This window comes from Streptomyces sp., from assembly GCF_050698815.1.
Classification (GTDB): Bacteria; Actinomycetota; Actinomycetes; order Streptomycetales; family Streptomycetaceae; genus Streptomyces.
This window is the reverse complement of record NZ_JBOHCV010000454.1, coordinates 1-11,197: the sequence shown is the minus strand read 5'-3', so window position 1 is coordinate 11,197 and position 11,197 is coordinate 1. Positions and strand designations below refer to the sequence as shown.

Genomic DNA, 11,197 nt, shown 5'->3' with positions numbered 1-11,197 from the left:
GGCCGGCGCCGCGCTCTGGGCACGGCGACGGCTCGCCCGTCCGCCCCCGGACGCGCGCCTCAGCCCCGGACGCCGCGCAGGGCCATTTCCACGGCCGCCTCCGTGATCTCCTCAGGGTCCTCGGCGGCGGCCAGCTCGATTCGGCGGACCGCCGCGTCGACGACACCCTGGAGCAGCATCGCGGTGAGCCGCGGCTGCTCGTGGCCGAGGGAGCCGAGCGCCTCGACGACCATGGCGATCAGGCCGCCGTGGGCGGCGCGGATCTTCTCCCGTGCGCCGGCATCCAGCTCACCCGCCGAGATCGCGACGACCGCGCGGTGCCTGCGGTCGCCGACGAGCGACAGCTGCTGCCGCACGTATGCCTCGATCTTCCCCTCCGGTGATTCGGACGCGGCCATCGCCGCCTCGACCTCGGCCGCCCAGGCCGGGAAGTCGACGGCGCAGAGCTCCTCCACCACGGCCGCGCGGGAACGGAAGTATTCGTAGACCGAGGAGCGCGCCAGCCCTGTGCGCCGCGCGAGAGAGGGGAAGGTCAGCGCTTCCGTGCCACCCTCGGAAAGCAGTGCGCGGGCGGCGTCCAGCAGGGCGGCACGCTGCATGGTCCGGTGCTCGGCCACGGAGGCCGCTCGAATCCTGGGCACGCCTCCACTCTACGGACGGAGACCGGCTCAGCGACCGACTTCGGCCAGCTTCCCCCGCAGCTGAAGCACCGACTTGGTGTGGATCTGACTCACCCGGCTCTCGGTGACGCCGAGTACGTCGCCGATCTGGGCCAGTGTCAGCCCCTCGTAGTAATAGAGGGTGACCACCGTCTTCTCCCGTGCCGGGAGGGTGTTGATGGCGCGGGCCAGCAGCTGGCGCAGCTCCCGGCCCTCGGCGATCTCCACCGGATTGTCCGCCGCCGTGTCCTCGAGGGTGTCCATCAGGCTGAGCCGGTCACCGCTCTCCCCGCCGACGTGCAGCAGCTCTTCCAGCGCCACGACGTTGGCGAGGGACAACTGGCTGAAGACGCCGTGCAGTTCCTCCAGCGGGATGTCCATCTCGGCCGCCACCTCGGTCTCCGACGGGCTGCGCCGGAGGTTCGCCTCCAGGGTGGCGTAGGCCCGCTCGACGGCACGCGCCTTCTGCCGCACCGACCGGGGAATCCAGTCGAGGGCCCGCAGTTCGTCGATCATCGCGCCGCGGATCCGGGTGATGGCGTAGGTCTCGAACTTGATGGAACGCTCCGGGTCGAACTTCTCGATGGCGTCGATGAGTCCGAAGACCCCGGAGGAGACGAAGTCGGCCTGTTCCACATTGGGAGGCAGCCCGACGCTGACCCGCCCGGCGACGTACTTGACCAGGGGGGAGTAGTGCAGGATTAGCTGTTCCCGCAGCCGTTCGTCAGCAGTGGCTTTGTACGACCGCCACAGCTCGTCGAGCGGACTGTGGGCGGCACCGGGCACGGTGTCCTCGGCCGTGACCGGCGCCGGGCCGGTGTCCGTGCGGTCAGGCCCGGAGATGTGCTGAGGCATGCGTCGTCTTGAGCCGTTCTGCCGAGTGGTCGTCGCGCGGACGAAACGTGATCGTGGTGCCCGTTCAAGGGTGCTGTGAGCGTAGCGTGACGAAGGTGTCGCAATATGCGATGAGCGCGCACCCCGGCATGCGCAGATACGTTCCGCTGCCCGCACGCCGGAGTTACTCCGACGACCGCGCCGAAGTCCGGCTTTCGGCACGGGGAACGGCTGAACGAGTGCATACGGATCACCCTTTCATTCAATAGCCGCAGGTCAAGGACCGCCTCATCACTCGATGGGGTGCCCGGGGTGCGGCTTCGCCTCCCTGGCCAACTGCCACCGGTTCCCCAGGCGTTCGACGAATCCGAGCGCACACAGTTCCTGGAGTCGCACAAGCGCGGCGTCGGCGGTGACGCCCGCGGCCTGCGCCAGCTGTGCGGACTCGACCGCGCCACGGCTCGGCAGCGCGTCGAGTACGCAAGCCGCCTCCCCGGGCAGCACGTCACGAGGCACGGCGGGACCGTGGCGTCTCGGTGCCAGCTCTCCCATGTTTCCGACCAGCTCGATCACTTCAGCGGCGTCCGTGACGACGCTGCCCTCTTCGCGCAGTAGTTCGTGCACGCCCGCCGAGAGCCCGGAGGTGACCGGCCCGGGAACGCCCATCACGAACCGGCCGAGCCGCCGTGCGTGCCGTGCGGTCGACAGCGAACCGCTGCGCAACGCCGCCTCCACGACGACCGTTCCCCGTGTCAGCGCGGCGATCACCCTGTTCCGCAGCACGAACCGGCTCCGGGTCGGGTGATCCTGCGGGGGCAACTCGGCCACCAGCAAGCCCTGTTCGCCGATGCGGCGGATCAGCTCCGCGTGACCGGGCGGATAGGCCACGTCGACCCCGCATGCCAGCACCCCGACCGTGGCACCGCCCGCGGCGAGCGCACCCCGGTGGGCGGCGCCGTCAACTCCGTAGGCCGCGCCCGAGATCACTGTCCAGCCGCGCTCCGCGAGACCCGCGCCGAGCACGGCGGCGACATGCACCCCGTAATCAGTGCAGGCACGGGCGCCGACGACGGCGACCGAACGCAGCGCCCAGAAGCGGAGGTACGGAGCGCCGCGCACCCACAGCCCGATGGGCCGGGAGGACCCCAGCGCGTCAAGCTGTCCCGGCCATTCCCGGTCACCCGGGACCAGGAAACGGACGCCGGCCGCCTCGGCAGCCGCCATGTCCGCCTCGGGCCGCGCCCTGTCCGTGCGCGAGCGCAGACCGTCCCAGCGCCTTTCACCTGCTCCGGGCAGCCGCGCACCGTTCCCCCGCAGGGCCCGCAGCACCTCCCGCGCGCCGTGCGTCCTCAGCCACCGGCCGACCAGCTCGTCCCCTGGTTCGGCGATCCGGGTCAGCGCGACACGGGCCAGCCGCTCCCCGGCGTCCGCAGCGAGCCGGTGACCCGGCTCGTCGTTCATGCCGGGCCTCCGCGCGCTCCGGAGAGCGTGGCACCGTGCCTGATCCCGGTACGCAGTTCCAGCGCCCGGTTGACGTCCTGGGCCGTCGGCCGGTCATGCCCGGCGAGGTCGGCGACCGTCCAGGCGACCCGCAGGACCCGGTCCATGCCGCGAGCCGTCAGCAGTCCGTGCTCCATGTCCTCCTCGGCCCTGCCGAGCGCGCCGGGCACGACCGGCCAGCGCGTGCGCAGCTCATGGCCGGGAACGTCGCTGTTGGTCGACCAGGGAGTGTCCACGTACCGTTCCGCGGCGCGCTCACGTGCCGCCAGCACGCGCTGCGCGATCGCCGCCGTGGTCTCGGCCCCACCGTCGAGCGCGGCGAGTTCGGAACGGGACAGCGGCCGCACCGAGACCCTCAGATCGACCCTGTCCAGCAGCGGACCCGACAGCCTCGCCCGGTACCGCCTGACGGACGAGGGGCGGCACTCGCAGTCTCCGCCCTTCATCCCGTGCCGTCCGCACGGACACGGATTGGCCGCGAGGACGAGCAGGAAACGCGCGGGCATCCGCATCATCCCGGCGGCCCGCGCGACCACGACGTGACCCGATTCCAGCGGCTGCCGCATCGCGTCGAGCACCCGGGCGCTGCATTCCGCCGCCTCGTCGAGAAAGAGCACACCGTGGTGCGCCAGCGACACCGCTCCCGGCCGCGGCAGCCCCGAGCCGCCACCGACGAGCGCCGCCATCGTCGCCGAGTGGTGAGGTGCGCAGTACGGGGAGCGGGTCACCAGCGGCTGCCCCGCCGGCAGTGCCCCGGCCACCGAGTGCACCGCCGTGACCTCCAGCGACTGCTGCGGGCTCAGCGGCGGCAGCAGTCCCGGAAGGCGCTCGGCGAGCATCGTCTTGCCCGCTCCCGGTGGCCCCTTGAAGAAGATGTGGTGCCGTCCCGCGGCCGCCACCTCCAGGGCCATCCGGGCAGCGCCCTGCCCTGCGACGTCCGCCATGTCCACCGTCCGCTCTCCCGGACCGCCGCCCGCCGCCCATCCGCTGCCGGGCACCGCTACCCCCGTCAGCAGACGCTCGGTGCGGCCTCCGTCGGCCGGTCCTCCCGGCCCGCTCGGTCCGCTCTGTCCGCCGGTGCCGGGGCCACCTTCCGACGGATCTTCCTCCGGCACCGGCTCGTCCGCGAGCACCGCGATCAGCTGCCGCAGGCTGCGTACGCCCAGCACCGCCATCCCCGGCACCAACGACGCCTCGGGTACGGCCTGTTCGGCCACCACGACCTGCCGATAGCCGGCGTCGGCGGCGGCCAGCACCGCGGGGAGCACCCCGCGCACCGGGCGCACCCGTCCGTCCAGCCCCAGTTCACCGATCATCATCAGGTCGGCGATGGTCCGCGGGTCGATGCGTTCCGCCGCGCCCAGCACGGCGCAGGCGACCGCCAGGTCGAAACCGCTGCCGCTCTTGGGAACGGAGGCGGGGCTCAACCCGACCGTGAGCTTCTTCTGCGGCCATTCCGCGCCGGAGTTGACCAACGCGGCGCGCACCCGGTCCCGGCTCTCGGTCAGGCTCTTGTCGGGCAGCCCCACCAGCGTGAAGGTCGCGACGCCGGGCTCCAGATCGGCCTGGACCTCGACGACCACCCCTTCCACTCCGACCAGGGCCACCGAGCAGGTACGGGCGAACCCCATCAGGCCACCCCCCGCGCGTGCTGGACCAGCGGTGCCCCGCGATCCGGCAGCAGCACCCCGACCAGGTCGATCCGCACGCCCCCGTGCGGTGGCCGCCCGTACCGCGACAGCCAGCGTTCGGTCAGCCAGCGGGCTGCCAGCCGCCGCAGCCGCGCCGACTTCGCCGGGGAGACCGCGGCCATCGGATGCTCGAACATCCCGGCCCTGCCCGTGCGCCGGGTCTTGACCTCGCAGATCACCAGCGCGTCGCGGTCCCGCGCCACGATGTCCAGCTCGCCTTCGACGCAGCGCCAGTTACGCTCCAGCACCACCATTCCGGCCTCGCGCAGCCGCCGTGCTGCCACGTCCTCGCCGTACCGGCCGAGTGCTTTACGGGCGCTCATCCGCACCACCTCCGGTCACCGACTGTGACGGCAACCGTGGCGGCTGAAGGATCATGACGAATTTCCGGGGACAACTCACCGGATGTGGACAGCGCCGTCACCCGCGCGGGTGACGGCTCAGCTCTTGAAGCCGGAGCCCTCCGGCAGATCGAGTTCGCTCTTGTTGAGCTCCTCGATGTTCACGTCCTTGAAGGTCAGCACGCGCACCTGCTTGACGAAGCGGGCGGGCCGGTACATGTCCCACACCCACGCGTCGGCCATCGAGACCTCGAAGAAGACCTCACCCTGCACCGAGTGCACCTGCATCTCGTAATCGTTGGTGAGGTAGAAGCGCCGCTCGGTTTCGATCACGTACTTGAAGAGGCCGACGACATCCCGGTACTCGCGGTAGAGCTTCAGCTCCATCTCGGTCTCGTACTTTTCGAGATCCTCGGCGCTCATGGCGTGTTCCCCTTCAGCCGTGCGTCCTCCTATTGTGCGTCAGCCGCGAGTGCCCCGTCCGGCCCGGCGCGCGATCGGCCCGTAGGCCGCGCCGCCCAGGATCAGCACCGCGCCCCCGGCGATCGCGGCGCCCAGCGGCTGGAGCGGCCCCGGATCCGAGGTACCGCCCGGCAGGGCCGCGAACCCCGCGGGTCGCTCCAGCATCGTCAGGCCGCTCATGGGCCAGGCGATGGCATCCACCCGCGCGTTCACGGCGGAGCGCGGCACCGCGCCGTCGTCGCCGTCCTCCATGTGGACCCGGGAGTCGAGGGAGTCCATCCGGTGGTCGCCGAGCAGGAAGAGCTTGCCCCGGGACACGGTCGTCGACTTGAACGGGGGCTGGGAGTCCGGTCCGGTGTTCTTCAGGTACGGCTCGTCGATCACCTCGCCGTTGACGGACAGCCTGCCCTGCTTGTCGCAGCAGTCGACCTTGTCCCCGCCGACTCCCACGACCCGCTTGACCATCGGCTCCGAGCCCCAGAGGGCGGACTGGAAGACGACGACGTCCCCGCGCCGCACCTCGTCGCCGGATATCCGTTCCGCCAGCACCCGGTCCCCCGCCTTCACGGTCGGGTCCATCGACTGCGTCGGCACGGTGTAGGGCTGATACAGCACGGCGCCCCAGACGAAGGCTCCCAGGAAGAGGACACTGCCCACCGCCACGGCCAGCCCCGACAGCGCGTTCCCGAGGCGGCCGTGCGTTGTGCCCGTACGTCCAGCTTTGCCCATGCCCGCACTCCCGGTCAGCTCGCCGCATTGATCTGGGCGCACCTTACCCGTGGTACGAGTCCCTCGATACGGCCGGTCAGTCCTTGATCGCCGGCTCGTTGATCACGTCATGGAGCAGGCGCCTGCGCCGCCGCAGCAATACGAGCGGCACGGCTCCCGCGAGGCCCAGCGCCGCCGGGGCTCCCTCCGCCATCTTCGCCGCCAGGCCCTTCTGGCCGAAGGTGTCCGGCTCCGGCAGCGTCGACCACCGGGTGAGCGGCCAGGCCACCACGATGGCGCGACCGACGACCTGATCCGTCGGAACGGTGCCGCCGCCCTTGAGCTTCTGGTGGAAGCGCGAGTCGAGTGAGTCCTGACGGTGGTCACCCATCACCCACAGCCGACCCTCGGGCACCTTGACGGGACCGAAGGGCTTGTCGTCGCAGGCGGTGTTCCCGGGGAAGATGTAGGGCTCGTCCAGCGCCTTGCCGTTGACCTTGACCGAACCGCCCCGCTCGCACCGCACCGTGTCGCCGCCGACGGCGATGACCCGCTTGATCAGGTCCTGCTCCTCTGCCGACGGCATCAGGCCGACGAAGCTGAGCGCCTGCTGCACGGCGCCGCCGACGCCGGTGGGCTGGGGTACCGGCGACTCGCTCAGCCAGCCGCCCGGGTCGTGGAAGACCACGACCTCACCGCGCTCCGGCTCGGAACCGAACCACGGCGTCAGCTTGTCGACCAGCACCCGGTCGCCGACCTGGAGGGTGTTCTGCATCGAATTGGACGGGATCGAGAACGCCTGGACGAGGAATGTCTTGATCAGCAGCGCCAGGACCAGCGCGATGCCGATCAGCAGGGGCAGCTCTTTCCAGAAGGAACGCTGCTTCCCCGTTTGCCGCTTCTCGTCACTCCTGGCGTGGTTCTTCGCACCAGCGCTCACGCTGCTGTCACTGCCTCTCTCCGCGGTCGGCGGCGCATCGCGCGCCGCAGTCTGTACGTCGGGCCCGGGAACGGGTGCGTCAGGGCGCTTGCCCTCCGCTCCACCGTCGCCCTCGCCGTCGCCGGAACCGGAACGAGCGCCGACCGCCAGGTCCCCCACTGTCTCTCCTCACACTCCGCTGCCGCCTGCCCGACAATCGGGACAGGCCCGCCACTCCCATAACGAGCGGAAGTTCCGCAGGGCTCGGCAGTTGCACCACTCGATTATTCCCGTCAACGGGTGCCGCGGTCGTGGCACCTCGCGCGTCCGGAACCGACGCATAGGCTCCGGAGTCCTCCAACTGCCGCCAGTGGCCGAACGGCCACGCGATGACCATCGCGCGCCCCACCACCTTGTCCTCGGGGACGGTGCCCGTGCCCGGGTCCCGCAAGTGGAACCGGGAGTCGGCGGAATTGGCCCGGTGGTCGCCCATGACGAAGACGCGCCCGACCGGCACCGACACATCGAACTTCATCTGGGAGGGCTTGTTGCCGGGGTGCAGGTACGGCTCCTTGAGCGGTGTGCCGTTCACCGTCACCCTGCCCTGCGGGTCACAGCACTTGACCTTGTCGCCGCCTACTCCGACGACCCGTTTGATCAGATCCTGCTCGTCGTCCGAGGGCAGCAGTCCGATGAAGGTCATGAACTCCTTGCCCTGCTTGATCCCCACCGGGTCGTCGTCCCGCTGGGTTTCCTCCCGGTCCAGCCAGCCGCCGGGATCCTTGAAGACCACCACGTCACCGCGCTCGGGCTTGGTGCCGAACCACGGCGTCAGCTTGTCGACCAGCACCCGGTCACCGATCTGGATCGTCTGCTCCATCGAACCGGACGGAATCACGAACGCCTGCACGAGAAAGGTCTTGAGCACCAGGGCGATGAACAGCGCCACACCGATCAGGATCGGTATCTCTTTCGTCGCCGAAAGCCTTCTGCGCCGCTTGACCCGCTTCGCGGCGCGCCGCCGCGCGGCTCGTCCGCCGGTCGGCGGCCGGGGCTCGGTCGGCGTCGGGGGCGCGTCGCCCATATCGTCGGGCACCACCACGGGGCGTCCGAGCCGCATGGTCTCGCCGCTCGCTTCTCCGGCCGGGGGGCGTCCGAGCCGCATGGTCTCGCCGCTCGCTTCTCCGGCCGGCCCGGCCGGCGGGCCCACATAGTCGAACGGCTCGCTGTAGCCGTAGTCACGGGGGTATCCCGAACGGCCGTCGCCGTAGTCGTCGCGGTCGTTGGCGACGCCGTAGTCGTATCGCCCGCCGGGGCGCTGCGGGCGGCCGTTTCCGCCCCCCTGCCACTGCTGCCCGGGGTCGTGCCCGTGGACCGGACCGCCGCGGTCAGCCATGGGTACCCGCCTCTGCGCCATGCACCGGCCCCCAGTGCCGCACCGGCCAGCCGATCACGTCCGCGCGGCCGATCACCCGGGCCACGGGTACGGTGCCGCCGCCGGGATCACCGAGATGGTCCCGCGAGTCGCTGGAATCGGAACGGTGATCCCCCATCACCCACAGCCGCCCTTGCGGTACTTCGACATCGAACGGCACGACTGACGGGTCGTCACCGTGACGCAGATAACCTTCGTCCAGCGGTGCACCGTTCACCTCGATCCTCCCGCGCTTGTCGCAGCAGCGGACCCGGTCCCCGCCGACGCCGATCACACGCTTGACGTAGTCCGTCTCCGGCGGTCTCACCAGGCCGACTGCCGAACCGGCCGCACGCAGCAGACCGGTCACCGGATTCTCGTCCGCCCCCTCCTCGCCCCTGAATGAACCTGTGCCGTCGAACACCACAACGTCTCCGCGCGCCGGAGAGTTGCCGAAACGGTAGGCCAGTTTGTTCACCAGCACACGGTCGCCGACTTCCAGGGTGGGGGTCATCGAAGCGGACGGGATCAGAAAAGGCTGCCCGACGAAGGCGCTGACCAGCAAGAGGACGATGAGCAGCGACGTGGCACCCAGACACAAGCGAGCGGAGCACGACCGGCTGCTCCGCCCCGCCGTGACGGGGCCGGAGGAGCTGTCGCGCTCCGCGTCGTCCTGCTGCTGTACGTCGGCGTCCATCGGGCCGGAATCCTCACCTTCGCCCATCGGACGCCCGGCGGCGAGATCAGTTCTCGCGCTTCTCCTTGATCTTGGCGGCCTTGCCGCGGAGCTGGCGCAGGTAGTAGAGCTTGGCGCGGCGGACGTCACCGCGGGTCACGACCTCGATCTTCTCCACGATCGGGGTGTGCACCGGGAAGGTGCGCTCGACGCCGACGCCGAAGCTGACCTTGCGGACGGTGAAGGTCTCTCGTACGCCGCCGCCCTGACGCCGGATGACGACGCCCTTGAACTGCTGGACACGGGAGCGGCTGCCCTCGATGACACGCACGTGGACGTTGACCGTGTCGCCCGGGCGGAAGGCCGGGACGTTGTCGCGCAGCGACGCGGCGTCGAGGTTTTCCAGAAGCTGAGACATGCCGTCTGCTTTCCTCGCCGATGCCACAGGTCATCAGCGGAATGATCGTGATGCTGACTTGGGGAGCCGCCACTTCCGTACGGGCGTCGGTCCCCCTGTGGCAGGGTCGCGCGCCGGACGTGGAGCAGCGGCCTATTCTTCCACGTGCTCCCCGGTCGGCCAAAATCGGCCGTCCGCTCCCGGCCGCCATCCCAGCCCTTCGAGCGTCGCGCGGTCGTGCTTGTCCAGCGCCGCCGGGTCGCAGCGGGCGATGAGGTCGGGGCGGTTGGCGCTCGTCCGGGCGAGGGCCTGATCCCGGCGCCAGCGGGCGATCCGGCCGTGGTGGCCGCTGAGCAGCACGTCCGGAATGCCACGGGAACGCCACTCCGGCGGCTTGGTGTAGACGGGGCCCTCGAGCAGGTCCGCCATCGCTCCCGGCGCGAAGGAGTCGTCACGGTGGGACTCGGCGTTGCCCAGCACTCCGGGCAGCAGCCGTGCGACGGCCTCCACCATGACCAGTACGGGCGCCTCGCCGCCGGCCAGCACGTAGTCCCCGATCGAGACTTCGCGCACGTCCAGCCGCTCGGCGTACTCCTCGATGACACGGCGGTCGATGCCCTCGTACCGCGCCGGCGTGAAGACGAGCCATGGCCTGACCGAGAGTTCGACGGCCAGCTCCTGGCTGAAGGGACGGCCGCTGGGGGTGGGTACGACCAGGGTCGGCACGTCCGCCGCGGACTCCCCTTCCGGCTGCGTTCCGGGCGCCCCGATGATCTCGTCCAGCGCCTCGCCCCACGGCTCGGGCTTCATCACCATGCCGGGGCCGCCGCCGTACGGGGTGTCGTCGACGGTGTGGTGCCTGTCGTGGGTCCACTCGCGCAGATCGTGCACCCGGACGTCGAGCTGTCCGCGGGCGCGGGCCTTGCCGACCAGGGAGACGTTCAGGGGCTCCAGGTACTCCGGGAAGATGGTGACGACGTCGATCCTCACCGGGCGCCGTCCCCGGTCTCCTCCTCCGGGCCGGTGTCCGGAGGAGGCTCGGAGAGCAGCCCTGGTGGCGGGTCGATGACGATCCGCTGGGCCGTCAGATCGACCTCGGGCACGATCTCGGTCACGAAGGGGATCAGCGCCTCACCGCCGTCCGGCAGCCTGACCACGAGCAGGTCCTGCCCCGGCGGGTGCGCCACCTCCCCGACCCGTCCGACCGGTGCCCCCTCGCGGGTCACCACCTCGAGGTCGACCAGCTGGTGGTCGTAGAACTCCTCGGGGTCCTCCGGCTGCTCGTCCGGGTCGATCTCGGCGATGAGAAGCGTGTTGCGCAGCGCCTCAGCCGCACCGCGGTCCCCTACCCCCTCGAAGCGCAGCAGCAGCCGGCCACTGTGCACCCGGCCGTGCTCGATGGTGAGCGGTACGGGCAGGGGCGGGTCGGTGGCGAGCACGGCGCCGGGCACGAGCCTCAGCTCCGGCTCGTCCGTGCGGACCTCTACCGTGACCTCGCCCTTGATGCCGTGGGCGCGGCCGATACGTGCGACGACTAGCTGCACTGTCCTTCTCCGAGCTCGGGGTGCCGGTACTGCGTCCGGGCGGCACACGTAC

The 11,197-nt window shown here is 70.7% G+C and carries 13 protein-coding genes; all 13 read right to left on the bottom strand.

The genetic code is table 11. From position 1 onward, the window contains the following. Window positions 1-59: 59 nt before the first annotated feature. On the bottom strand, window positions 60-617 hold the full coding sequence (locus ACRDP3_RS16560) for a TetR/AcrR family transcriptional regulator (RefSeq protein WP_431517727.1): 558 nt from the start codon (window positions 615-617) through the stop codon (window positions 60-62). A gap of 51 nt (window positions 618-668) precedes the next feature. Continuing rightward, the gene (gene whiG / locus ACRDP3_RS16555; RefSeq protein ID WP_431517725.1) at window positions 669-1,514 is read right to left on the bottom strand and encodes an RNA polymerase sigma factor WhiG; all 846 of its coding nucleotides are present in this window, start codon (window positions 1,512-1,514) and stop codon (window positions 669-671) included. Window positions 1,515-1,784: 270 nt separating this feature from the next. Further along, window positions 1,785-2,954 carry a DNA-processing protein DprA gene (dprA, locus tag ACRDP3_RS16550; RefSeq protein WP_431517724.1) on the bottom strand — a complete coding sequence of 390 codons (1,170 nt, stop codon included), beginning with the start codon at window positions 2,952-2,954 and terminating at the stop codon, window positions 1,785-1,787. Next, entirely contained in the window at window positions 2,951-4,624 is a 1,674-nt protein-coding gene (locus ACRDP3_RS16545; protein ID WP_431517723.1) for a YifB family Mg chelatase-like AAA ATPase, read from the bottom strand. The genes dprA and ACRDP3_RS16545 overlap by 4 nt, the downstream gene beginning before the upstream one ends. Beyond that, entirely contained in the window at window positions 4,624-5,007 is a 384-nt protein-coding gene (locus tag ACRDP3_RS16540) for a YraN family protein (protein ID WP_431517722.1), read from the bottom strand. The genes ACRDP3_RS16545 and ACRDP3_RS16540 overlap by 1 nt, the downstream gene beginning before the upstream one ends. Before the next feature lie 117 nt (window positions 5,008-5,124). Beyond that, the gene (locus tag ACRDP3_RS16535; RefSeq protein ID WP_181766143.1) at window positions 5,125-5,448 is read right to left on the bottom strand and encodes a DUF2469 domain-containing protein; all 324 of its coding nucleotides are present in this window, start codon (window positions 5,446-5,448) and stop codon (window positions 5,125-5,127) included. A 39-nt stretch (window positions 5,449-5,487) separates the two neighbouring features. Continuing rightward, window positions 5,488-6,216 carry a signal peptidase I gene (gene lepB / locus ACRDP3_RS16530; protein WP_431517721.1) on the bottom strand — a complete coding sequence of 243 codons (729 nt, stop codon included), beginning with the start codon at window positions 6,214-6,216 and terminating at the stop codon, window positions 5,488-5,490. 76 nt (window positions 6,217-6,292) lie between these two features. After that, window positions 6,293-7,135 (bottom strand): signal peptidase I, encoded by an 843-nt coding sequence (lepB, locus tag ACRDP3_RS16525; protein ID WP_431517720.1) that lies wholly within the window; start codon window positions 7,133-7,135, stop codon window positions 6,293-6,295. Window positions 7,136-7,214: 79 nt separating this feature from the next. Next, entirely contained in the window at window positions 7,215-8,234 is a 1,020-nt protein-coding gene (gene lepB, locus ACRDP3_RS16520; protein WP_431517726.1) for a signal peptidase I, read from the bottom strand. Between the two features lie 268 nt (window positions 8,235-8,502). Then, window positions 8,503-9,225 carry a signal peptidase I gene (gene lepB, locus ACRDP3_RS16515; RefSeq protein ID WP_431517719.1) on the bottom strand — a complete coding sequence of 241 codons (723 nt, stop codon included), beginning with the start codon at window positions 9,223-9,225 and terminating at the stop codon, window positions 8,503-8,505. A 46-nt stretch (window positions 9,226-9,271) separates the two neighbouring features. Then, on the bottom strand, window positions 9,272-9,622 hold the full coding sequence (gene rplS, locus ACRDP3_RS16510; protein WP_431517718.1) for a 50S ribosomal protein L19: 351 nt from the start codon (window positions 9,620-9,622) through the stop codon (window positions 9,272-9,274). Between the two features lie 132 nt (window positions 9,623-9,754). Further along, on the bottom strand, window positions 9,755-10,591 hold the full coding sequence (gene trmD / locus ACRDP3_RS16505; protein ID WP_431517717.1) for a tRNA (guanosine(37)-N1)-methyltransferase TrmD: 837 nt from the start codon (window positions 10,589-10,591) through the stop codon (window positions 9,755-9,757). After that, entirely contained in the window at window positions 10,588-11,145 is a 558-nt protein-coding gene (rimM, locus tag ACRDP3_RS16500) for a ribosome maturation factor RimM (protein ID WP_431517716.1), read from the bottom strand. The genes trmD and rimM overlap by 4 nt, the downstream gene beginning before the upstream one ends. Window positions 11,146-11,197: the final 52 nt, after the last annotated feature.